This window comes from Salicola sp. Rm-C-2C1-2 (genome assembly GCF_040196175.1).
Lineage (GTDB): Bacteria > Pseudomonadota > Gammaproteobacteria > Pseudomonadales > Oleiphilaceae > Halospina.
The window spans coordinates 224,627-247,425 of record NZ_JBEFNF010000003.1 but is presented as its reverse complement, the minus strand read 5'-3'; the positions used below and the strand labels follow the sequence as shown (position 1 = coordinate 247,425).

Genomic DNA, 22,799 nt, shown 5'->3' with positions numbered 1-22,799 from the left:
TCAGTAGCTCCTCGGCACGGTCTGCGGTTCCACAAACTCGAACAGGCCTTCCAGGCCGCCCTCACGCCCGATGCCGGAGAGCTTCATGCCACCGAAAGGCGCTTCCGGCGCGGGGCCAGTGCCAGTGTTCCAGCCCACATGGCCGAAGCGCATGGCCGGAATCATCCGCTGCGCCCGGGCTTCGTCCTTCGTGAACAGATAGGAAGCGAGGCCATAGTCGGTATCATTAGCGGCCGCGAGCACATCCTCTTCAGTTTCAAATGTTGCCATAGGGATGAAAGGCCCGAAGGTTTCCTCGTCACAGCACTGCATGTCCGACCTTACGCCGGTTACGAGGGTGGGCGGGTAAAAGAGACTGCCGGACTCGGGCAGGGTGTCCGGATGCGGCCCTGCCTTCAGTGTGCCGCCTTTGTCCAGGGCATCTTTCACATGGCGGCGCACCTTATTGAAACCGACCTGATTGATGAGTGGGCCGATGTCGGTGCCCTCCTGCATGCCGTCGCCCACCTTCAGTGCCTCGACCTTTGCGGCCAGCCTGTCCGCAAAGGTGTCTGCGATGCCCGATTGGACAAAGATACGGTTGGCGCAGACGCAGGTCTGGCCGCCGCCACGGAACTTGTTGCCAATCAACTGGTTGATGGCGTCATCAATATCGGCATCATCAAACACGATGAACGGCGCATTGCCACCCAGCTCCAGCGCCAGCTTCTTCACCCGCCCGGCGCACTCACGCATCAGGTGCTGGCCGACGCCGGTGGAACCGGTAAAGCTGATCATGCTCACATCCGGGTTCTGGCACAGCGTATCACCGATCGGCTTCGGTGGACCCATGACCAGGTTGATCATGCCTTTGGGGAGGACATCACGGTCGTGGATGGCCCGGAAAGCGGCGATCATGGTTAGGGGCGTGTCCTCGGCAGGCTTGATCACGCTCGGGCAGCCGCCAGCCAGCGCCGCCGAGAGCTTTTTGGCGATCATGCCGATGGGGAAGTTCCAGGGGGTAATCAGGCCGGCCACGCCAATCGGGCGGTAATGAACCGTCCAGTTACAGTCCTTGGGGGTCTCCGGGATGGTGTGCGGCGCCAGCTGGTCAATGTATTTGGCGCAATGATTGAAAAAACCAGCAGCGTAGTCCACTTCTCCCACGGCCTCCTTCAGAGGCTTGCCATGCTCCAGGCACAGAATGCGGCCGATCTCCTCACGTTCTGCCTTCAGGGCGTCGCGCACGCCTTCAAGCCAGCCGCGCCTTTCAGCCAAAGACGCTGGCGCCTGCAGGTTCAGGGCACGTGAAGCGGCAACAACAGCTTCCTCGGTCTCCGCCGCCCCCAGGGCTGGAACCTTGGCCAGGATCTCGCCGGTCGCGGGGTTGGTCACGCTCAGTGTGCCACCGCTTCCTTTGCCTACCCACTGGCCGCCGATATAGCCTTCCGCGCGTTCGAGCAGTGGTGATTCAATCATGCCATCTTCCCCTGTTTATGCCCGTTGTGATCGTGTTTGTTGACTATAACAGGGGTTCCGGAGAGTGGCATCCGTCGTTAACGTAGTGATCCAAACCTCACTCTTTGAACTATAGTAGTCGAATAGCAGGGCTACGGGTGGCATTACAGCGAGCAACCTAGTAGCCTCTTCAGCGCAGCATTAATTCCCTTTCACGTGCACGGAAGGAGCAACACGATGTATCGGAAAATCATGGTTCCCGTGGACCTGGCCCACGTGGACGCACTCAAGCGTGCGCTCACAGTGGCCGGTGATCTCGGGCAACACTACGAAACGGAAATCTGCTATGTCAGCGTCACGCATTCCTCACCCGGGTCTGTAGCCCACAATCCCGAGGAATACGAGGAAAAGCTGGAAGCCTTTGCGAAGGAACAGGCGCAGCATCACGGTCGGCCTGTATCGGTTCAGGTCAGCGTGTGCCCTGACCCGGCCGTGGAGCTGGACGACCAGCTGCTGAAAGCAGTCAAGGATGTGGGTGCGGACCTGGTGGTCATGGCGACGCACCTGCCGCGCAAACTCGACGCCATCATGCCCGCCAACGGCGGCAAAGTAGCTAAAGAGACGGATGCGTCCATTTTCCTTGTGCGCCCCTGAGCGCATGGCCCGGAATCTCAATAACGTCTCAGCATAAACGGAGTGATCTATTATGACGCAGGATCCCAAAAAATCCGGCGAAAGCAGCGAGGGCGTCGACGGCGTGCCCGCGCCGGAGGGCCCGGCGAATCTGATCGATACGGATTATCAGATCGGCCAGGACAACTTCTCCGGCAAAGTAAGCTTCAACCTTGACCTGCATGGCAAGGTTTTCGGCATCTCAGCTGCCGTCATCCTGTTTTTCGTGTTCATTACCCTGGCGATGCAGAACCAGGTGGAACCAATCTATAACGCGGTCTTTGACTACCTGACAGGGAACCTCAGCTGGGTCTTCCTGCTCGCTGGTAACGTCTTCCTGGTGCTCACCATTATTCTGATCTTCACACCGCTGGCGAAGGTCAGGCTGGGTGGCGCCAAGGCCAGGCCGGACTTTTCCTACATGGGCTGGTTTTCCATGCTGTTTGCTGCCGGCATGGGCATCGGCCTGATGTTCTACGGCGTCTCCGAGCCGGTCACCCACTATGGCACCGCCATGGGTGGCACGACCGTGGAGGATGGCGTACGCACCGACTGGGCGCCGCTGGGCGCAGCGGAAGGTGATCAGGAAGCCGCTCAGCGTCTCAGTATGTCCGCCACGATCTTCCACTGGGGTCTGCACCCCTGGGCAATCTATTCAGTGGTTGCGCTGGCGCTGGCGCTGTTCTCATTCAACAAGGGACTGCCGCTGACCATCCGTTCGATCTTCTACCCGCTGCTGGGCGAGAGGGTCTGGGGCTGGCCAGGACACATCGTCGATATCCTGGCCGTCTTCGCCACCCTTTTCGGTCTCGCAACGTCTCTGGGCTTGGGGGCCACGCAGGCTACAGCCGGCCTGGAACACCTGTTCGGCATCCCCAATGTGGACGCCACCCGTATCGTGCTGATCATGGGTATTACCGCGGTAGCACTGGGCTCCATCCTGCTGGGTGTGGATAAGGGTGTACGGCGTCTTTCGGAGATCAACCTGATCCTCGCTGCCATTCTGTTGCTGTTTGTGATCCTGGTCGGCCCGACCCTGGCCATTGCGCTTGGCTTCTTCGAGAATCTGGGGGCCTATCTGGTGAACCTGCCAGCGCTGTCGAATCCCTTCGGCCGTGAAGACGCCAACTTCAGCCAGGGTTGGACCGCCTTTTACTGGAGCTGGTGGATTGCCTGGTCGCCCTTCGTGGGTATGTTCATCGCCCGCGTCAGCCGCGGCCGGACCGTACGCGAGTTCCTGATCGCCGTGCTGCTGATTCCCTCCACGGTCTCCGTCCTTTGGATGACCGCGCTGGGCGGCACCGCGCTGGACCAGTACCTCAACCACGGTGTCCAGGCAATCGCCGACGCAGGCCTGGATCTGCAGATGTTTGTAATGCTGGAGCAGCTGCCACTGGCTGAGATCACCTCCTTCGTGGCGATCACGCTGGTGATTGTGTTCTTCGTGACGTCCTCGGACTCCGGGTCGCTCGTTCTGGACACCATCACCGCAGGCGGCAAGGTAGATGCGCCCAAGCCTCAGCGTATTTTCTGGGCTGTTGTTGAAGGCGCCATCGCCATCGCACTGCTGCTCGGCGGCGGGCTCCAGGCGCTGCAGACCATGGCGGTTTCCATGGGTCTGCCGTTCGCTGTGGTCCTGCTGATCGGCTGCTTCTCAATCGTGAAGGGTTTGATGAGCGAGCCCCGCGCTCAGTAATCCGGTTCCTCCGGATGCAGCATGAAAAGGGCGGCCCTGGTGGGCCGCCCTTTTTTTATACCCAGATATCGCCGACGGGCTTGTCCGGCGCGAACCGCTGAGCGATCTGCGCCTGAAACAGCTCCGCTGTCGCCAGAGCATCCGTGAGGGCGTGGTGACCGCGATAGAAAGGCAGGTTGTAGCGCGCACGGCTTTCATGAAGACGTATGGAAAGCGGCTGCTGGCCAAACCACTTGCGCATACGGGCCCGCAATGAATGCCGACACCAGCGTGACTCCAGCACCATGGTATCGATCATGGGGCACATCAGTCCTTCACCGAGGCGTACACGCACGGACTCATCAAGGAAGCGACGCTCAATGGGATGGTAGTGAACCACCGGCAGGTAGCCCGCCATCCGGCTGAGCAGTTCCGGCAAAAGGTCTGCAAGGTCAGGCGCCCTGGCAACCTCGGAATGGGTAATCTGGTGAACCACGACCGACTCCTCGCGCAGCATCTGGCGGGGCCGGACGATGCGGTACCAGCTCTGGCCAGTATGGATACGCTCAAGAGTAAACGGCAGCATGCCGATGCTGACAATGCCGTGACGCGCCACGTCCATGCCGGTGGTTTCCAGGTCCAGCGCCATCATGGGCACCTTGTTGATGGGCGTCTCCGGGTCGAGCTGGCCCTGCTCAAAAAAGTGTCTGAGATCCGGATTCCGGGCGCGCCGCGTACACTCCGCCATGTAGTCCGGCCATGCCGGCTTGGAACCCTTGAGATCGCGCAGTGACAGCATCGTCTGCCTCAGGGCCTGGGATAGCGGAACTGGAGGAAGCTCTGGGCGTTGCTCAGCACCTGGAAGGCATCCTTGAGGTTGTGCCGTTCGCTGTTGGAGACATCTTCCGGCTCAATGTTGTTGTCCGGCTCACTCCCGGCTTCTACATCGTAAAGGTGGTGCCAGATGCGGGTCATGTACATGAACTCCAGCGCATAGCGGATTTTTTCCACCGCGTTGGGCGTAAGCAGTTGAGTCTTGGCGATGTCGTCCAACCGGTCGAAGGAATTCTGGGCCCGTGAGCCGCAGGCGAGGGCGTGAATACGGATCAGATCCACCATGGGCGCCGTCCCGCGCCGCTTGATGTTGATCGAGCGGTTCTCGTGGCCGTTCTTCTCCATCACGAAGGTCCGGAAGAAACCCAGTGGCGGCGTGCGGTTGAGCGCATTACGCGCCATAGCTGACAGAAACCCATCCGCCAGTGGCGCCTTGTTGGCGATCAGCCCCTGAAGGTCTTCAACAAACTGCTCTTCGCCGTGCACACAGTCCAGATCAAAGAAGATGTTGCAGTGCAACAGGGCCTCCGGCGTGGGGTTATCGATCCACTCGGTGAAAGTGCGCCGCCAGGTGCCCAGAGGCTTACGCCACTCGGGGTTGGTTGCCATGATGTCGCCCTTGCAATAGGCGTAGCCGCAGGCGGCCAGCCCGTCACAGACGCGCTTGGCAAGGGTCTCGAAATAGGTACCGTGCTGGTCGGCATCATAGTCGTTACTCAGGATCATGGCGTTGTCCTGATCCGTTACCACAGTCTGCTCATCCCGCGCCATGGATCCCAGCACCATGAACGCGTAAGGAACAGGCGGTGGGCCCAGTTCCTCTTCCGCCAACTCCAGAATACGCCGGGCAAAACTGCGTCCGATGGCAGCCAGCGCAGTACCGATCACCTTGGAGTCGGAACCGTCGCGCACCATGCGGGTGAAGGCGATGGCAACCTCATGCCGGAGCCCGGCCAGCCCTCTCATGGTCGTCTGGTTCAGAATACTGCCGACCAGATAGAGGCTGCTCTGGGTTTCATAGCGGATAATGTCGGAAAGGTGCAGCAGCCCGATGGGCCGGCGCCGATGCAATACCGGCAGATGCTGCACATTGTTACGCAGAATGCTGAGCATGGCTTCCTGCACAGTCTCATCCGACTGGATGGAGATCAGGGCGCCGCTGTGCAGCCGGCTCACCGGGGTTGTGGCGGCGAGCCCCTCGGCCACCAGCCGTACGCGCAGGTCCGCATCGGTGAGGATGCCCCTGAGGGCCCACTGACGTCCGTCCGCGCCTGTATAGATCACCGAGTCCGCGTCCACAGCAGGCTCCACCACCAACGCCGCTGAAACGTTCTCTTCGGCCATCCGGGCGGCCGCATTCTGGGCGGTGGCATCCGTCTCGATCAGCAAGGGGAGCCTATTCACCAGCTTGCGCACCCGGGTGCTCATCAGATCATTGCTCTTGTGCTGCGCCTCCACCGTAGCCTGCAGTCGCGGCTTCTCCACCTCCACGAACTCAGCAAAGGCATCATCCGCCTCGCAGAGCTGGTAGAACACCGAGTCCGGTATGAAATAGATCAGGGTGTCTTCCATGGCACGCGCCGGAAAGCGCACCCGGTTGTTCCGCAACAGATTGAAATGCCCGAAGATATCGCCTTCACCCAGACGATTATAGAGATCGTTATTGCGACGGTAGATCTCTACCGCGCCACTTCGGATGTAGCATAGATCGTGGATCTCACGGTCGGCCTCCAGGATCATGCTGCCGGCCTTGAAATAGGCCACGTCGACAGAACCGGCCAGGTCATCAATGAGCTCATCATCCAGGCCATCAAACGGCGGGAAGCGGGCCATGTGGTCGCGGATCTCAAGCAGCTCAGTGTTCATCTTGACCTCTCCGGAACGCTTACGGCCTAAGCATGGTGGAGGCCCGGACCGGGCGCAATCCGCATCGGCCGCAATCACGCCTCCAGCGTGGCGTCCGCCGGCACCTGTTCATCCTGCGCGACGGGCTGATTCCGCGCTTCCGCCTCGGATGTCAGAGCCTGATCCATGCGGGTCTCACCCGGCAGAACCCGAAATCGGAGCCGCTGCTCGCGAGCCTCTCCCGCCACCGTGGCGCGCACAATCAGCGTCCAGTAATGATGGCAGCGCCATTCACCCTCGTTCAGCTCGGGGCGCGGTTCGGTAGCGGGGAGAGACGCCGGCGGCTCAAAGCGGAACCCAAGACAGTTGGCCTTGGGGAAGGCGGGCCGGGTCTCCCACCAGACCCAGTCACGGCGATGGGCAATCGTCTGGTGGCCGGCTTTTTCGCACAGGCGGGTACAGACCAGGGTCACCTCGGTATTCTCCGGAACAGGTGTACCCTCTTCCGGACACAGCCGCCCCCCAACATCACCACCGAGAGCCCCGGGATCAGGATCCGGTTCCAGTCGGAAGGCCAGCGCCGCAGGCGCCCGGGGGCGATCAAGCCAGGCGCGCCAGCCACAGAAGGCACCAACGGCAAGCGTGGCGATTGCCGGCAAAGGGTTGTATGCCAGTACCGCAACCCCCATAACTGTTATCAACAGGGCCATTACCAGCCAGGCGCGGTAAAGGCGCTGATCGGGACTGCACGACAAGGCCTCATCTCCTGGGTAGACTAACTGAGTGTCACTATGCCACACCCTCAGGTTGCACTGAACGGGTCGAGATTCCAGCCCAAAGCGTCTATTCTAGGGGAAAGGCCCTGCCCCAAAACCTGGCCCATTCAAGGGAGGTGCCCGTGAGCGATCTCATGCACGATGCCATCACCATTGCCCATGCCGGTATTCTGGGGGAATATGATGTTCCGCCGACAGCCGTTGTGCTGGGCGATGGCAACAAAGTACAGCTCGTCCTCGGGGGTCTGCCTGAGGACGCGGAAAACGAGGAATGGCAGAACGCTCTGCGCACCGTGCGTGAAGAGATGGAGGCGCCAGCTGTGATGCTCTATTTCTCCGCATGGACCACCATCCAGCGCGATGGCGAAGATGAATCCATGGATACGCTGATCGTTCAGATCGGCACGCCGGGCTGCCTGTATTTCCGCGCCTATGAGCAGGTTCGTGACCCCCGAATGGGGGTTGTGACCGGCTTAAGGGAGCTAACTCACCTGCGCGATGAGGCGGGTCCCGGCAAAGACACCCCGATGCAGCCCAGCCTGGGCGATGTCTTTGCACCGGCTACGGAGTCGTTCCGTGAATCCAACACCTATCTTGATATCATCGATACGGTGACCGAGAAACTGGACGAAAAGGCGCCCCTGGCGGGCGACAACCGTACCCACCTGCACTGACACAGTCACCACTGAACGCCTTGGCGCCCGGCACTCAGACGCCGGGCGTTGAGTTTCTGACAGCCATCCCTTCACTTTTCGAATGATAATGTTTATCATTCGGTGGCCGCTTTGCGAATTACCCCCCAGAGGGTCATACAACGCTTATGAGTCTATCCACACCTGCCTCCGAGAATCTATTGGCCCCGGTTGCTGAGCTCCTGGCCATGGGCGGCCCGGTCATGGGCGTGCTGCTGGCCGTTTCCGTGCTGGGACTCGGTAGCGCTTTCTACACCCTTGTCATCAGCCTTCTTCAGGCCCCCCGCCTTAACCGCCGCATCCGGGCAGGCGTTGATCAATGGTGTGACGGCGAAGACGACGCCGCTAGGCGCAGCCTCAGCGGCCAGCGGAACCCATTGGCTGGTCTGCTCAGTTTTGTCATGCAGCAGCGCAGCCAGGGCGAGACCGAGGAAAGTCTGCGTGATGAAGTGGCTCGCCGTGCCCAACGACTTCTTCTACCGTTTGAGTCACCTCTGAAAATTCTGGAGGTGATTGCCGCTCTAGCGCCGCTGATCGGCCTGCTTGGCACCGTCATGGGCATGATGACCGCCTTTGACGCCATGGCGAACGCTCAGGGCCAGGCGGACCCCGCGGAACTCAGCGGCGGCATCTACGAGGCGCTCTCCACCACGGCAACTGGCCTCGCCATTGCTATTCCGTTTGCAGCCATTGCCGCCTGGATGGAATTTCGGATGCGACGCATGCAGCAGCAGATCAACGACCTGCTGGTCCGGATCTTCCGTCGCGAGGTACCGGATGACCGGCCCCACGAGGCCGTAACCGCCGCCAGTACGCAGCAACCCAGCGACAACCACAGGCCGGAACCCGCCCAGCGCCATGCAATGGCTTGAGCCCCGACCCAGCCGGCGTGTGCCCATCCGGCTCACGCCGCTGATTGATGTGGTCTTCATTCTGTTGCTGTTCTTCATGCTCACCTCCCGTATGGAGCCGGTTGGTCTGCTGCAGCTGGATACACCGGCACCGGATTCCGGTGGTAAGGCCTCGGACGAGACTCCCGCCCGGCTGCACCTGACGAAGGACGGGCTTGAGTGGAATGGCCAGACCCTGGACGAACCGGCGTTGACGGAAAGAATCCAGGGATACGACGGCGAGCGCATCGAGATCAGCACCGGCGATGACGTCGCCCTGGGCCGCTTCACCCGCTGGCTGGGGGCTGCCGATGATGCGGGTTTCAGCGCCAGCTGGGAACGTGATGCAGGCACAACCCCGGACGCCCCATGAAACAGCAACAGCCGTTTTTCCCCGAATCTGATCATGATCCCGCGCTGACCGAGAAGCTTGAGGAGGGCTTGCTGCCACTCATCAACGTGGTCTTCCTGCTGCTGTTGTTCTTCCTGATCGCGGGGATCGTTCTGCAGGACCAACTGCCAGCGTTACCGGATACCGCCAACAAACGCGATGATCGCCGCCCGGATATGGATCTGGTGGTTGAGGCGGATGGTTCGCTGCGGTTGAGCGGTGAGTCGATTGAGCGAACCGCCCTTGCTGAACAGCTGCCTGACTACGACAAATCCGACCGATTACGCTTGGGCGTGGATGAGCAGCTTTCCATGTCGGAGCTTGAGAGCCTGTTTCAGACCCTGGACGAGGCCGGCCACCCCCAGGTCATCCTGCTGACGGATCCGGGCCAATGACCCCCGAACGCACCCGCTCACTCATTGCCATTGTCTCTATCAGTATTGCCGTCATTCTGCACCTGGCGGTGCTGTTCAAATGGCCCGTAGACAGGCCCGAAATGCCGGGCCCGGACACCGGCAAACGCGGCATTGTGGTCAACACTCAGGCCCCACCGCCCGCGCAGGAGGCAAGCGCCTCCTCGGAATCCGAAGACGTTAAAGCGGAACCCAAAGAACCAGAACCAGAACCAGAACCAGAACCAGAACCAGAACCTGAGCCTGAGCCTGAGCCTGAGCCTGAGCCTGAGCCTGAGCCTGAGCCTGAGCCTGAGCCTGAGCCTGAGCCTGAGCCTGAGCCTGAGCCTGAGCCTGAGCCTGAAAAGAGTGTTGAGCCGGTCGAGCCGCCCGACAACCCCAAGGAGCAGCAATCCAACTCAAAGAACGGCAGCAATCCGGAAGCCAGCAATGACACCCAGAATGTCACCATCGGCGGTGGCGACCAGGCCGAAGAGGATGCGTACCTGGCGGAACTGCAGCGCCACCTCGCCAAGCACTATGAATACCCCAGGCGCGCCCGTCGCCTGGGTCAGGAAGGAACGGTCAGCCTGACCATCGGCTTCAATCGCAATGGCTCGCTCAACCGCACCGAACTAGTAGACCGCAGCGGTTACGGCATTCTGGACGAGGCCGCGGTGGCAATGCTGGAGCGGGCGGAACCATTACCGCAGGTGCCGAAAACCATCGAGGGCGACACCTTCCGGCTGCAACTGCCAATCCGGTTCCAGATGCGATAGCAAAAGGCGGGAGACAGGAGCGGCTGGCGCCGCTCCTGTTGAGGCGTGCTAGTCGAGTGTGTTGTACACCAGCCCTGAAACGCTGTGCTGCTCGGCGTCGGTGACAACCTGGTAGGTGTCACCACTGCCCCACAGCTTCCACCAGGGACGCTTTTCATAGGTTTCGGTCGCAAAGTTCACGGCAACGCCGGACACGCTGAACCCATTGTTGGCATAGGTCAGAGTATTGCCAGACTCGGTATTGATTACCTGGCCGTGGTCCACGTTCTCCCCCATCAACACCGGGTAATGGTTGTAGTAGAGATCCGAGGGGGCGCTGACGCTGGTACGCTTGCCATCCAGCGCGACATTGCTCACACAGCTGTCGTAGCTGCCCACCTGGGTACCACCACAGGTCGAATGCAGCGCCACCACCCCATCATCGGTTCCGGGCAGGAAAGGCCCCGTCAGACCGCCATAATTGCTGCCACCGCCCACAAACCGCAGACGCGGCACACTGTTGGGCGAAGTGGCCAGATTACGCGCCACGGCAGGCTGAAGGTCCCGGAGAACCCCCAGGTTGTCCGGCGTTGGCGTAGTGCCCAGGTAGGCCGTCACGGCCAGCTTGGCCAGCTCATCCGCAAAACTGTCCGAATAGGCCGCGTTGACCGCCAAATCCGCCAGCTCCGAACCTCCGCCGGCACCGGCGAAGTCCAGCGCGGCTACGACATTGAGCGGTTCCAGTCCGTCGTTGCTCAACCAGCGGGCCTGGTTGTCCAGCACATAGCGCCCCACCAGATCCCCGGTGGAATGGGTAACCACAATACAGCCTTCGCTGCACAGACCCTGTTGGGAAATCTCGACCAGCTGGTTATACGCACGCTCGGCCGTACGACCCTCCACGCGCTCATGGCTGCCCCAGTCAATCCGCGCCTCAGCACGTGAAGCCCAGAACGCCTGCCAGTAGGCGTCGCCATTCTGGTCAATCTCGCGCTGGTTGGCGGGGTTGTTCGCGATGTCATCACCCTGAAGTCCATGAATCAGGATCACGTTCTTGCCGGCAAGCTGGGCCTGCGCGCCGCCGGCGAACGCCAGCGCCAAGCCCAGTGCCGTAAGTTTCAGGCCTTTCATGATGGTTCTCCTTTCTTGTTGTGTTGTCTTGTTGTTGTGTTGGTAATGGCCCTTTTGTTGTTGTGCCTTCCCTGTACCCGGCGGACCTACGGCTCGATTTCCTCTGCGGCATTGCGCAGGAATTCGAGTCGGGCCTCGCGCATAGGATCCTGGTAATTGGCCTGGTCGTAGCGCTCGAACGGGGCACCCTCGACGTCGTAGCGCTCATCATGTGTTGGGCTGAATCGGGTACGGTCGCCCGGCCTGGCCGGAAGCTGGCGCAAGCTCAGATCCCCTAACCTGTAGGGGCCCGCATCGCCGCTGGCCTCCAATGCCTGTCGGTGCACACGCAACTGTGCCGTGCTGTCCATGGTACCAAGACGGGCTTCGTGCTCGACATGAACAAGGGGCGTGCCGGATTCGGAATAGAGGTTGCCTGCAATGGCGTAATCGCCATCGGAGTCAATGGACACCTGAACAGGAATAACCAGGTGCGCCCCCTCCACCCTGCTGCTACCAACGTCGGTAATGTCGCCCACCGCCGCGTGATAGCGCACGGGCGCCACGGCATCAGCGCTCTCCCCACGGAAATCACCGGACACCATCAGCATCAGCTCCATTGGCCACGCCTCAACGCCACTGGTGCCGGGTGACATACTCAGCCGCTGTTCACCAGCCCCGGCTTCCAGCGATTCACGGTAGAGCACATCTCCCGTCTGATCCCTGAGGGTCACCTCATCCAGTGATACGCCGGAGGCGCCGTCACCATTAATGCCCACCATGCCGGTTATGGGTTCACCATATTCAAAATGGAGCTGATCCAGTCGCAGGGTGATGGTGGCCTTTTCACCATCAGAGGCCACGGGCACACGGACAGGGCTGTAACCGTTGTAGCGGTAGTCATCAACGGCTCCCTGATCAATCGGAAAGGAATAGGGCGGGAACTGCGAGCCCGCTTCGTACTGATCCGCGATACGCGCAAATTCGCCTTGCAGCCGCTGCGCCACCGCGGCCTCAACTGGAGGATCCGAAGGCGGTTCATCATCAGCCGCCCCGGAAGTGGATTCGGGCTGCGGGGGTTCAGAAGTCACGGCCGGTTCCGGGCTGGATTCCGGCATGGCGGTGGTGATCGCGTACAAGCTCGCGATCACGCCCCCCAGAAGTGCCAGGGCTGCCCCGCTCGCCAGAAGCCATCGCCACATAACGTGCTCACTGTCTGTTGTTGTTATTAAGGAGTCTTAATCCCAGACCCTAAAACGGCGTGTCCGATGGCGCTAACAGACTTTTGCATTATGGGACGAAGGTCACACTCCGGGCCTGCCACAAAAAACCCACCGGCACAGCATCCGGAAAAGCGGCAATAGGAGCGCTGTCATGCCTCACTCAGATGCTGAAAGCGGCCCTGAACCCGTTCACCCACTCGGGCACTCCCTTGCTTGCAGCTTTGCGGATAACCCTGGCCCCGGGCAGGTTCATGCGTGCGTCTGGGTCAACAACACTGATTGGCACGCCCGGTTCCACAAACTGAACCAGCGAGGCAGCGGGATAGACATTCAGCGACGAGCCCACTACAAGAAGGTGATCCGCGCGGCTGACCAGTTCCACCGCGCGCTCCATCGCTGGCACGGGCTCTCCGAACCAGACCACATTCGGGCGCATCGGGTGGCCGCCGCTGCAGGTCAAATTCTGGGTCAGGTCCTGCTCGCCCAAAGGCATCTTTTCGTCCGGGTCCACCACGCTGCGTGCTTCCATAATGGTGCCGTGAAGGTGCAGAACGTGGGAGGAGCCAGCCCGCTCATGCAGATCATCCACATTCTGGGTAACGACACTGACCTGGCAGCGGTTTTCCAGAGTCACCAGGGCTTCATGCCCCGCGTTCGGTCTGGCCGCCAGCACCTGCTGGCGGCGCTGGTTGTAAAAATCCCGGACCAGCTCGGGATTGCGCTCCCAGCCCTCTGGCGTTGCCACATCCTCAAGATCAACCTGTTCCCAGAGTCCACCTGCGTCCCGGAAGGTGGACAGGCCACTTTCAGCACTGATACCGGCGCCCGTCAGAACCACGACATGCTCACTCAGCTGAAATGGTGAGCTGGTGCGTCTGCGCCACATTTGACCTCCTGATTGCATTCCAACCCATTGCCCGTGCGTCCAATGATGCCTGAGCCAGCAGCCCGGTAAAGCCCTGTCACGGGCAATCCCAATGGGTAAACGCCTATTTCCATGCTATCTTGAGGGAAATCAAATTCCACTTCAGGGCTCCGGAATGCGGCAGAATCTCCCAGTCACCGACAGAGAAGTACCGGTACGGGACGACCGGCCTCTGATCTCCTCCACCAATGAGCGGGGCGTGATCAAGTACGTCAACGATGCGTTTGTGGAAGTCAGCGGCTTCCGGGAAGACGAACTCATCGACCAGCCGCACAATCTGATCCGGCATCCGGACATGCCGCCGACGATTTTTGAGCACATGTGGAACCATCTCAAGGCGGGCAAGCCCTGGATGGGGCTGGTAAAGAATCGCTGTAAGAATGGCGACTTCTATTGGGTCAGTGCCTATGTCACCCCAATACGCCGGAATGGCCGCATCACCGGGTATGAGTCCGTACGCGCCAAACCCAAGCGTGAATGGGTAGACCGGGCCAACCGAGTCTACGCCCGGCTCAATGCTGGCAAACGTGCCGCACCTTTAAGCCTCGAAACGGGTGCCTTTGTCATGCAGAACCTGCCTCTGGCGCTGGTCGCCGGTGCCGCACTCGTCCCTCTGGCACTCGGGTTCGGGCCGGGCGTCATGGCTGGCACCACCGTCGGGGGGCTTGCGACTGGTGCGGTCTGGAACCGCCAGCGGCTGCAGGCCCATCTGAATGAGGCGCTGGCGCTGCGTCCGGATGCCTTTGCCGATCCGCTGGTGGCCACCACCTACTCGCCCCGCAGCAGCGGCCTGCGCGAGCTCGACATGCTGATCATCAGTGAGAAGGCCAGGCTGGTTACGGTTCTTGAACGCATGGAGAACCTGGCCGGGCAGCTTTCCGCCAAGGCTGCCCAGGGGCACCAGCTGATGCAGACCAGCCGTGACCAGATCCGCAACCAGCGCTCTGAGACGGACCAGACCGCTTCAGCGATCAACGAGATGACCGCATCGATCAGCGAGGTCTCCCAGAGCGTTGGCCAGGCCGCGCAACAGGCTGATGAGGCAAACACGGCCACCAGTGAGATCACGCGTATCGCGAGTGATAATTCCCGCGCTATCGAGGAACTGACGGGCAGTGTTGATCATGTGGCGCAGACGGTGAACCAGCTCGGCGAGGCCACCGACGAAATCGGCTCCGCGGCCCAGCTGATCACGGATATTGCCGACCAGACCAACCTGCTGGCGCTGAACGCCGCCATTGAGGCGGCACGGGCGGGCGAGACCGGGCGCGGCTTCGCGGTAGTGGCGGATGAGGTGCGCAATCTGGCCAAGCGCACCCGCGAGTCCACGGATCGTATCCACCAGATCATTGAGAATTTCAAACAACAGGTCCAGGCGTCTCTGGATGCCACGGAAAACAGTCGCAGTATGGCCCAGACAGGGCTGAACACGGTCCAGGAGACCGAGCACAAGGTCCAGGAGGTAGCCGGTTATATCGATACCATTGCCTCCCAGACCATGCAGATGGCCTCAGCTGTGGAAGAACAGAGCCAGGTCGCGGACCAGATCAACCAACAGATCACCCGGATCGCGGAACTGGCGGATCAGACCAGCGGCGAAGCGGATCAGAACGCGGACGTCAGCTCCGGCGTGGAAACGCTCGCAGAAGATCTTCACGTGCTGGTGGACCGGTTCCGATCCGGCCAGGACGATAACACTTAAGGGATTCATGGAATTATTGATGAGAGGCTCAACCAATGGCTACTTTACTCAAGACGGCCACACTGGCTCTGATGCTGGCGCTGGTTTCCGGCTGTGCGCGTTACGCGGCTACGGATTACGACAGCAGCGCCGGATTCGACCGCTACAGCACCTATCAGTTCGCCAAGCGCGGTGGTGAGGATGCCGTTCAGGGACTGGATGCCGCGCGTATTGAACGAGCTCTGGAAAAGGCACTGGCAGGCGACGGATTCACCAGGGCCGACAGCGATCCGGACGTTCTGGTGCGCTACCGCATTGAGGATGAAGTGCGGACCGAATCCCGAGGACCCAGCGTTGGCTTTGGGTTCGGGTTCGGACGCAGCCCCTTCACCTTCGGGATGGCGCACTCCCCGGTTCAAACCCGCGAGATACGCGAAGGCCAGCTGGTGGTGGAAATGGTTGACCCAACCATTGAGCAGATCGTCTGGGAAGGCCGTGCCCGCCGCAACCTGAGTGAATCCCAGGACCGTGAGGATCGCACCAGGCTGATTGATCGGGTTATTGAGGCCATGTTCGAGCAGTACCCGCCTCAGCCCTGATCACTTGGTGCTTCTGGCCTTCATAAGCGCGGGCCGGAAATCCACCCAGGTGGGATCATGATCCGAGGCTCGCCAGGGTGCCTGACCGGAAACGGTCAGTGATTCCGGTAATCGCTCGCGTGTTTGAGCACTGTAGTGGAGCAGCGATGATTCATCGGCGTTGATCGCGTGAATGCCCGCTGCCTCCACGCTACGATCTAATGCCTCTGACAGTAGAATGTAGTCCAGTGTCCCGGATGCTGCGCGATAGATGTAGCTGCTGGCCGGGCGTTCATGGCGACCATTGAGTCCGTTGCGGTAACCGGCCTGCCGGAGCAGCGATAGCGGCGTCTCCATAGCGTAAGCGTTCAGATCACCAACGAGCAGAACGTTCCGGGTCTCCATAGTCCCGGTGAGACGATCCAGCCATTGCAGCAGGCGGCGGGTTGCCGCATTCCGGTGGGCACTCCAGCAGCCCTCGCCGTTACCCTGAGCCGCGTTAGCGCCCTTGGCACCGCCACAGCGTTTGCTCTTGAAGTGATTCACCACCACCAGAAAAACGGTTCCGGACCCCTGATGCCGGAACCGCTGGGCCACTGGTGGCCGACTGCCGTGATTGAAAGGCGGTGACAACAACACCTCTGGTTCTCCCACGGGCACAACCCGATCACGGCGCCAGGCAAGGCCCACGGCGATGGCATCGTCGCCGGGACGACGCTTCAGCTGGGCATAATCCCAGTTGCCTTCCAGATCCGCCACTAGCGATGCAATGGCGCTGTGCTGCCCGGTCCCATCATTTTCCAGCTCCACCAGCCCGACGATGTCCGCCGCGAGGCTGTCCAGCGCCGCTACCAAGCGCTGGTGCTGTGCCCGCCAGGCATCAGCCGTTTGCGCGCCGCGCGCGGTGGGGAAGCCGCCACCCCGACCATCGCCATTGAAGTAGTTTTGCAGGTTGAACCCCGCAACCCGAACCAGGCCCTCGCCGGGCCGCTCTAAAGGATCTGGCGCTGGATTCAGGACCTCAACCGCCGGTGCTGTCGTGGGCTGCAGTCGCCAGTCGTCATAGCGGTAATCAAGTATACCCTTCACCCCGCTGAGGGCATTGCCCACCCGCAAACGCCGGCCGGCTTCGTAGTGACGCTCCACCCAGTCCGCCAGCCCGGGGAACTGGCGCCGGCTGCCATCATCCAGAAGCAGACGACGCGCCTGGTTGCGCTCAGCGACATTACGCGCTGCCTCACCGGGTGCCGCAATCTGCGTGGGCTGGAAGAGACGCCTGTCAGCCAGCGAAACCACCCCATAGCGAGCCAGATCATAGAGGCCGGTAACGGTCGCACTGTCCATCAGCTGCACCCGCATGCCCTCGAGCGCCTCCTTCTGTTCAGCATCCACAGGAAGCGCCAGGGGGCGCGGTTCCGGCAGCCCCAGCTTAGCGCATCGTGCTTCAATACGGGCACTGGAAAGCTGGGTCATACCATGGTGCTCACCGGCCTCACCACGCACCCGCAGCTGCTCTCCCGGCGATACATCCGCACCCGGGGCATAGACGAAAAGCCCCCGGGAGGCCTGACTGGCCGACGCTTGTTGCTGCTGGATGAAAAAACCACCCAGGGCCTCACGCCCGGTAAAATCGGCTGTAACCACGCCTTGAGTGAGCACAGTGCGCCCATCCAGCGGTGTAACCGCGCCGGAACCCTGAATGCGCTCAACAGCCGTTACGTTACCGTAACAGCCGGCTTCACCCGCAGCGGGCAATGGCCAGAACCAATAGCTGAGGCCGAACCAGAGTCCGATAGCCAGAAACACCAGCCATGCCGGCACCCCTCTGAGGTTGTGCATCAACCCGTTCTCTCCCCTGAAACCTGTGGACAACCCCTATGGGTGAAGCCATTTTCCCGCATTAGACTAACAGAACGTTTCACGGGGTTGTGGTTGCGGATCTTGCTCCGCGAAACCACAATCGTTTCAGATGGGGCATCAGACCCCCCCGCAATAAATAGCAGGCAAAGCAATGGATGGTAGGATTGCAGGCAGGCAGGCCGAGCAGAGTTCGGACAATACGAACCGGCGCCAGTTCCCATTCAGTGTCGCCCGCATCGCACGTCGCTGGCGCAAACTGCTCGACGAGCGCCTCAGGGATCTCGGCGTTACCCAGGCGCGCTGGAGCACCATGGTCGCTCTCCACCGTGGTGGTGAAGGCGTCACCCAGCGTGAACTGGCGGAACTGATGTCAATTGAGAATCCCACACTGGTGCGACTGCTCGATAACCTTGAAACTCAGCAGCTGATCGAGCGTCGCCCCTGTGAGCAGGATCGGCGGGCCCGCCGCCTGCACCTGACCGAGCATGGTGAATCCTTCATCAAAAAGCTGGATGAACGTGCGGAAGGACTGCGCGAGCAGCTTCTCAGTGGCATCAGTGAAGACGAGCTGGCAACATGCCAGAGTGTGTTTAACCGCATCCTGGCCAACGCCGAAGCCACGAGTACGGATCATCAGGATCTTGCTGCCCCAGACGAAAAGCAATAGCGCCGCCCGACCCCTGATCGCCCTCTGCCTGTGGGCGGTGGCTGCTGCCGTGGCGGCCGGTGATCAGGTGCATGAATGGCAACCCGGCCAAGCCATCGTCGGTGACCCCACTTGGACCACCACCGTCTACGAAGATACCTTTGCCGATATCGGCGAGACGCTCGGTTTCGGCTTTCTGGAAATGGTCCGTGCCAACCCCGACGTCGATCCCTGGCTGCCGGGTGACGGCACCCGCATAAGACTGCCCTCGCGGCGCGTGCTGCCGTCTGGCCCGCATGACGATATTGTCATCAATCTGGCTGAATTCCGGCTCTATCACTTCCGCGAGGGCAAGGTTGCTACCTATCCGGTGGGCATCGGCAACGCCAGTACGCCCTCGCCACTGACTAACACCAGTGTGCGCATGCGCCTTGAATCGCCAGCCTGGTATCCTCCGGAATCCATCCGTAAGGAAGCGGCTGAGGAAGGAAAGCGGCTTCCTGCGGAGATCCCCCCCGGTCCCTCGAACCCACTTGGGCCCTTTGCGCTGCAGCTTGAGGAAGACGGGTACCTGATCCACGGCACCAACAAACGCTTCGGCGTGGGTCAGCGTGTAAGCCATGGCTGCATCCGGATGTTCAATGACGACATCGAGCAACTGGTATGGGCCACGCCCAAAGGCAGTGAGGTCCGCATTGTGAAGGAGCCAGTGAAAGCGGGCGTTCAGGGCAACACCATCTGGCTGCAGGTCCACGGACAGCAAGAATCGCTCAGCAAGGCGGATCACGATCGGCTGTGGCGGGAAGCCGAAAAGGTGCTGAGCCGAATCCGGGAACGGGAAAACGGTGTCGAGATCTACCGTGGACGGGTAGAGAACGCCGTTGAACAGGCCAGCGGCCTAGCTGTTCGGGTTGGCATGGTCCTGGGCAAAGCCCCGGGCTGGCGCTACTGGCGCTCGAGCAGATAATCCAGGCTGGCGCCATAGTCCGGCGCAAACACCTCCAGAAAATACGCCACTTCAGGCAGTTGCTCGGCCTCAAGCCGTGACCGGATCTGCTGCGCTGCCTGCTCAAATTCCCGGTTCCCTGCGCGCAGTTCCGCCTCGCACTTGAGCAGTGCCGCCAGCCGGTCTGAAGCCTTGATCAGCTCCGCAGTACCTTCGTCCCAACCACTTTCCTGCAGATAGGGTGCCAACGCCGGGCGCAGCGTCTCCGGCAGAAGATCCAGAAGCTCCTGCTGGGCGCGGTGCTCCACGTCGGCAAAGGCCTCACGCATGACGCTGGAGTAATACTTGACCGGTGTGGGCATGTCGCCGGTGATCACCTCGGACGCATCGTGATAGAGCGCAGTGGCGGCAATGGCATCCGCATTCACGTCACCGTCATAATGTGTATTGCGGATGGTTGCCAAAGCGTGCGCCAGCACCGACACCTCCCAGGAGTGGGTTGCCACATCCTCTTCGATGGCGTTGCGCATCAGCCCCCAGCGTCGGATCCAGCGCAGGCGGCCAAGGTAGGCGAAGAAAGGACTGGTACGGCGTCCCATGATCAGATCACTCCAGTTGGCGGTGGTTGATTACAATGACAGCATTATACGGACATGGAGCAGGCGCCGGGCAACGAAGGCCGGAACATGTTAGTGTTCGGCTCGGGTAAGCGAGGAGGTAAGCCGTGGACATTGGCGATATGCGCCGGGACTTTGAAAGCGAGGGACTGGAACAGGATCAGCTGGATGATAGTCCCTTCCGCCAGTTCGAGCACTGGTTCAATCAGGCTCAGAACGCCGGTATTGAGGACCCCAACGCCCTGACTCTGGCAACTGCGGATGCCGAAGGCTGGCCGAGTGCCCGCACAGTCCTGCTCAAGTACTTTGATAGCGACGGCTTCGTGTTCTATACCAACTACGGCAGTCGCAAAGCGAAGGCACTGGCGGCCAATCCGCGCGCAGCCATGCTGTTTCCCTGGGTTCCCCTGAACCGCCAGGTCACCATTGAAGGGCATGTTGCAAAAGTAAGCCGCCAGGAATCGCTGCGGTACTTCACCTCACGCCCGGAAGGCAGCCAACTGGGCGCCTGGGTCTCCCAGCAAAGCGCGGTTATCGAGTCCCGCCAGGCTCTGGAGGCGAAGCTTCAGAGCATGAGAGAGCGTTTCCGCCAGGGCCGCATTCCGCTCCCGGATTTCTGGGGCGGCTATCGGGTGATCCCGGAGCGGATTGAGTTCTGGCAGGGGCGGCCCAGCCGACTCCATGACCGTTTTGAATATCGCCGGGTAGGAGATGAATGGCGGATTCAGCGCCTGCAACCGTAACAGCCCCACAGCTTTTCAGCGTCCATGAGGCACCTCACGGCGGCCCGGAATTTCCCCTCAACGCCGCCGAACAGGCCCGTTTGGCCTCAATGGCGGATCGCGGACGCCGGGGCACCTATGCGGCATCCCGGCAGCTATGGCGCCGTGGTGCACTGCATTTCACGCACACCCATGGACTCAGTTGCCCGGATTTCACGCGCTTGGCGCCCCGGGGCGCCATCACACCCCGGGGCGCAGCCTTCCGGAGCAGTCTCAGCCATACCAATACGCTAATTCTATTGGGGTTCAATCAGGGTGCCATTGGTGTGGATGCCGAACCGCTGAACCGCCGCCCGCCCTGGCAGGCACTCGCGCGGCGTTGGTTCAGCTCGCCAGAAACCGACTGGCTGCAGGCGCAAGCTCAGCCAGCGGATGCCTTCCTGACGCTGTGGACCCTGAAGGAAGCCTGGATCAAGGCAACCTCAAGGGGTATGGCGGGTCATCTGCAGGCACTGACGTTCGACCCTTTGAGAAACCAACTCATACTGGACCAGCCAGACCCAACCTGGTGTCTCGCCACCACCACGGCTCACAGCCACCGGATTGGCGTGGCCTGGCAGGGCGACGCAACGCCTGGGTGGTGGCATGACGGCATGAGCTGTGAAGCACACTGGTACTTTCACGAGGTAGCAGCCCAATGAAAAACGTCGCGGCGCGCAGCGACGGGCGCTGCCCCTGGTGTGGCGACGCCCCCGATTACATCGAATACCACGACCATGTCTGGGGTCGACCCATAACCGGCCGCAATGAGCTCTTCGAGAAACTCTGTCTGGACGGCCAGCAGGCGGGCCTGAGCTGGCTGACGATCCTGCGCAAGCAATCAGGCTATCGCCAGCGGTTTGAAGCGTTCCAACCAGAGCAACTGGCCGCCTGGGGAGAGGAGCAAATCGTGGCTGCTCTGAACGACCCCGGGATTGTGCGCAATCGCCGCAAGGTAGAAGCGATTATCGGTAACGCCCAGGCCCTGCTGGCGATGGAACAGGCAGGCGAGGACTTCAGCCGCTTTCTGTGGTCGTTTGTGAACCATCAACCGATCATCAACGAATTCCGCGATGTGCACGAGATCCCGGATGAAACAGCCGAATCCCGGGCGCTGTCCCGGGCCCTGAAGAAACGGGGATTGCGCTTTGTTGGCCCCACCATCTGCTACGCCTTTATGCAGGCGGTGGGCATGGTCAATGACCACCTTCTGGGCTGCCCGGTCCGTTCTGAGACCGTGGCCCAGAGCCGGGAGATGGCCCAGTGATGGCGGAATTGCTCGCCGTGGCTGCAGGCAGCGCCCTGGGCGGGCTAGCGCGCTTCCACCTGACGGTCTGGATCGATCGCCGCACCCACACGCCGCTCTCCTTCGGTACCCTGACCGTAAATACTCTGGGCGCCTTTCTCGTTGGGCTGCTGGTCGGGGCAACAGGTGGCTCATCCGGCCAGCCGGTGGTCTCCGCTCTGGCTATGACCGGCTTCTGCGGCAGTTTCACCACAGTGTCCTCGTGGTCACTGCAGACGCTCACCCTGGCGCACGCGCACCGGCTGGCCAGCGCTTTGTTCAACCTGGCTGCCACACTGGTGGCCGGGCTGGGGGCGCTTGTTCTGGGGCTGGCGATAACTGGAGGAATGCAATGAATTCAACCCTGACGGCCTTCTGGGTCGCGCTGGGGACCGCGCTTGGAGGTGTTCTGCGTCACGGGCTGGATCGATTCATGGTCTCCGGGCACGCTTTTCCCTGGAGCACTCTGACGGTGAACATCCTCGGCTCCCTGCTGATCGGGTGGATCGCCGGTCGCGCCGCTGATCCTGCTTCAAGACTCGCGCATGCCAACCTCCACGCCTTTCTGGTGCCGGGTTTCTGCGCCGGACTCACCACCTTTTCAGTATTCAGTCTGGAAACCCTGACGCTGCTGCGCTCCGGTGCGATTACGGCGGGTATTGCCAATATTGCAGCCACGCTGGTGCTGATGCTCCTCGCCGCCACACTGGGGCTGGCGGCCGGTCAGACCATGAAAGATCACGAAGACTGATTGCCGGGCAAACCAGACCCCACATGACCATCGTATTTGAAAAGACATCATAGC

General features: G+C 61.1%; 25 protein-coding genes. 16 read left to right on the top strand and 9 right to left on the bottom strand.

Going from position 1 to position 22,799, the window contains the following annotated elements:
* A complete protein-coding gene (locus AAF659_RS08350; protein WP_349751273.1) occupies nt 1-1,458 on the bottom strand; it encodes an NAD-dependent succinate-semialdehyde dehydrogenase in 1,458 nt (485 codons plus the stop codon).
* A gap of 216 nt (nt 1,459-1,674) precedes the next feature.
* On the opposite strand from AAF659_RS08350, the gene AAF659_RS08345 reads away from it, so the two are divergent.
* Nucleotides 1,675-2,091, top strand: coding sequence for a universal stress protein (locus tag AAF659_RS08345; protein ID WP_349751272.1), 417 nt, complete (start codon nt 1,675-1,677; stop codon nt 2,089-2,091).
* A 52-nt stretch (nt 2,092-2,143) separates the two neighbouring features.
* The gene (locus AAF659_RS08340; protein WP_349751271.1) at nt 2,144-3,805 is read left to right on the top strand and encodes a BCCT family transporter; all 1,662 of its coding nucleotides are present in this window, start codon (nt 2,144-2,146) and stop codon (nt 3,803-3,805) included.
* A 55-nt stretch (nt 3,806-3,860) separates the two neighbouring features.
* Here the strand turns inward: AAF659_RS08340 and AAF659_RS08335 are convergent, their stop codons facing one another.
* From AAF659_RS08335 to AAF659_RS08325, 3 genes are all read right to left on the bottom strand, one after another.
* Nucleotides 3,861-4,583, bottom strand: a complete 723-nt coding sequence (locus tag AAF659_RS08335) for a 3'-5' exonuclease (RefSeq protein WP_349751270.1) — start codon at nt 4,581-4,583, stop codon at nt 3,861-3,863.
* Nucleotides 4,584-4,591: 8 nt separating this feature from the next.
* Entirely contained in the window at nt 4,592-6,484 is a 1,893-nt protein-coding gene (locus AAF659_RS08330) for a DUF294 nucleotidyltransferase-like domain-containing protein (protein ID WP_349751269.1), read from the bottom strand.
* A 74-nt stretch (nt 6,485-6,558) separates the two neighbouring features.
* A complete protein-coding gene (locus AAF659_RS08325) occupies nt 6,559-7,218 on the bottom strand; it encodes a hypothetical protein (protein ID WP_349751268.1) in 660 nt (219 codons plus the stop codon).
* A 143-nt stretch (nt 7,219-7,361) separates the two neighbouring features.
* On the opposite strand from AAF659_RS08325, the gene AAF659_RS08320 reads away from it, so the two are divergent.
* The 5 genes from AAF659_RS08320 (at nt 7,362) to AAF659_RS08300 (ending at nt 10,383) form a co-directional block, all read left to right on the top strand.
* Nucleotides 7,362-7,913 carry a hypothetical protein gene (locus tag AAF659_RS08320; protein ID WP_349751267.1) on the top strand — a complete coding sequence of 184 codons (552 nt, stop codon included), beginning with the start codon at nt 7,362-7,364 and terminating at the stop codon, nt 7,911-7,913.
* Between the two features lie 146 nt (nt 7,914-8,059).
* Nucleotides 8,060-8,803 (top strand): MotA/TolQ/ExbB proton channel family protein, encoded by a 744-nt coding sequence (locus tag AAF659_RS08315; RefSeq protein WP_349751266.1) that lies wholly within the window; start codon nt 8,060-8,062, stop codon nt 8,801-8,803.
* Entirely contained in the window at nt 8,790-9,194 is a 405-nt protein-coding gene (locus tag AAF659_RS08310) for an ExbD/TolR family protein (protein WP_349751265.1), read from the top strand. The genes AAF659_RS08315 and AAF659_RS08310 overlap by 14 nt, the downstream gene beginning before the upstream one ends.
* Complete coding sequence (locus tag AAF659_RS08305; RefSeq protein WP_349751264.1) at nt 9,191-9,607, top strand: biopolymer transporter ExbD; 417 nt, start codon at nt 9,191-9,193, stop codon at nt 9,605-9,607. Before AAF659_RS08310 ends, AAF659_RS08305 begins: the two co-directional genes overlap by 4 nt.
* Nucleotides 9,604-10,383 (top strand): energy transducer TonB, encoded by a 780-nt coding sequence (locus AAF659_RS08300; protein ID WP_349751263.1) that lies wholly within the window; start codon nt 9,604-9,606, stop codon nt 10,381-10,383. Before AAF659_RS08305 ends, AAF659_RS08300 begins: the two co-directional genes overlap by 4 nt.
* A 48-nt stretch (nt 10,384-10,431) precedes the next feature.
* On the opposite strand, the gene AAF659_RS08295 is transcribed toward AAF659_RS08300, so the two are convergent.
* The 3 genes from AAF659_RS08295 to AAF659_RS08285 form a co-directional block, all read right to left on the bottom strand.
* On the bottom strand, nt 10,432-11,493 hold the full coding sequence (locus AAF659_RS08295; RefSeq protein ID WP_349751262.1) for a hypothetical protein: 1,062 nt from the start codon (nt 11,491-11,493) through the stop codon (nt 10,432-10,434).
* An 86-nt stretch (nt 11,494-11,579) separates the two neighbouring features.
* Nucleotides 11,580-12,674 carry a hypothetical protein gene (locus tag AAF659_RS08290; RefSeq protein ID WP_349751261.1) on the bottom strand — a complete coding sequence of 365 codons (1,095 nt, stop codon included), beginning with the start codon at nt 12,672-12,674 and terminating at the stop codon, nt 11,580-11,582.
* A gap of 181 nt (nt 12,675-12,855) precedes the next feature.
* The gene (locus AAF659_RS08285) at nt 12,856-13,581 is read right to left on the bottom strand and encodes an SIR2 family NAD-dependent protein deacylase (protein WP_349751260.1); all 726 of its coding nucleotides are present in this window, start codon (nt 13,579-13,581) and stop codon (nt 12,856-12,858) included.
* A gap of 154 nt (nt 13,582-13,735) precedes the next feature.
* Between AAF659_RS08285 and AAF659_RS08280 the strand changes: the two genes are divergently transcribed.
* Both AAF659_RS08280 and AAF659_RS08275 read left to right on the top strand, forming a co-directional pair.
* Nucleotides 13,736-15,322, top strand: coding sequence for a methyl-accepting chemotaxis protein (locus tag AAF659_RS08280; RefSeq protein WP_349751259.1), 1,587 nt, complete (start codon nt 13,736-13,738; stop codon nt 15,320-15,322).
* Between the two features lie 35 nt (nt 15,323-15,357).
* Complete coding sequence (locus tag AAF659_RS08275; RefSeq protein WP_349751258.1) at nt 15,358-15,900, top strand: DUF4136 domain-containing protein; 543 nt, start codon at nt 15,358-15,360, stop codon at nt 15,898-15,900.
* Here AAF659_RS08275 and AAF659_RS08270 read toward each other — a convergent pair whose 3' ends face one another.
* Nucleotides 15,901-17,718, bottom strand: coding sequence for an ExeM/NucH family extracellular endonuclease (locus AAF659_RS08270; RefSeq protein WP_349751257.1), 1,818 nt, complete (start codon nt 17,716-17,718; stop codon nt 15,901-15,903).
* A 172-nt stretch (nt 17,719-17,890) separates the two neighbouring features.
* On the opposite strand from AAF659_RS08270, the gene AAF659_RS08265 reads away from it, so the two are divergent.
* Both AAF659_RS08265 and AAF659_RS08260 read left to right on the top strand, forming a co-directional pair.
* Nucleotides 17,891-18,406 carry a MarR family transcriptional regulator gene (locus tag AAF659_RS08265; protein WP_349751256.1) on the top strand — a complete coding sequence of 172 codons (516 nt, stop codon included), beginning with the start codon at nt 17,891-17,893 and terminating at the stop codon, nt 18,404-18,406.
* A complete protein-coding gene (locus AAF659_RS08260) occupies nt 18,381-19,352 on the top strand; it encodes a L,D-transpeptidase family protein (protein WP_349751255.1) in 972 nt (323 codons plus the stop codon). The genes AAF659_RS08265 and AAF659_RS08260 overlap by 26 nt, the downstream gene beginning before the upstream one ends.
* Here AAF659_RS08260 and yfbR read toward each other — a convergent pair.
* A complete protein-coding gene (yfbR, locus tag AAF659_RS08255; RefSeq protein WP_349751254.1) occupies nt 19,331-19,930 on the bottom strand; it encodes a 5'-deoxynucleotidase in 600 nt (199 codons plus the stop codon). The two genes, AAF659_RS08260 and yfbR, sit on opposite strands and share 22 nt — an antisense overlap.
* A gap of 125 nt (nt 19,931-20,055) precedes the next feature.
* On the opposite strand from yfbR, the gene pdxH reads away from it, so the two are divergent.
* From pdxH to AAF659_RS08230, 5 genes are read left to right on the top strand one after another with little or no spacing between them, the layout of a single operon-like run.
* On the top strand, nt 20,056-20,691 hold the full coding sequence (gene pdxH, locus AAF659_RS08250) for a pyridoxamine 5'-phosphate oxidase (RefSeq protein ID WP_349751253.1): 636 nt from the start codon (nt 20,056-20,058) through the stop codon (nt 20,689-20,691).
* On the top strand, nt 20,664-21,371 hold the full coding sequence (locus tag AAF659_RS08245) for a 4'-phosphopantetheinyl transferase family protein (protein WP_349751252.1): 708 nt from the start codon (nt 20,664-20,666) through the stop codon (nt 21,369-21,371). The genes pdxH and AAF659_RS08245 overlap by 28 nt, the downstream gene beginning before the upstream one ends.
* Complete coding sequence (locus tag AAF659_RS08240; RefSeq protein ID WP_349751251.1) at nt 21,368-21,976, top strand: DNA-3-methyladenine glycosylase I; 609 nt, start codon at nt 21,368-21,370, stop codon at nt 21,974-21,976. The genes AAF659_RS08245 and AAF659_RS08240 overlap by 4 nt, the downstream gene beginning before the upstream one ends.
* Nucleotides 21,976-22,350, top strand: a complete 375-nt coding sequence (locus tag AAF659_RS08235) for a fluoride efflux transporter FluC (protein ID WP_349751250.1) — start codon at nt 21,976-21,978, stop codon at nt 22,348-22,350. The genes AAF659_RS08240 and AAF659_RS08235 overlap by 1 nt, the downstream gene beginning before the upstream one ends.
* Entirely contained in the window at nt 22,347-22,745 is a 399-nt protein-coding gene (locus AAF659_RS08230) for a fluoride efflux transporter FluC (RefSeq protein ID WP_349751249.1), read from the top strand. Before AAF659_RS08235 ends, AAF659_RS08230 begins: the two co-directional genes overlap by 4 nt.
* Nucleotides 22,746-22,799: the final 54 nt, after the last annotated feature.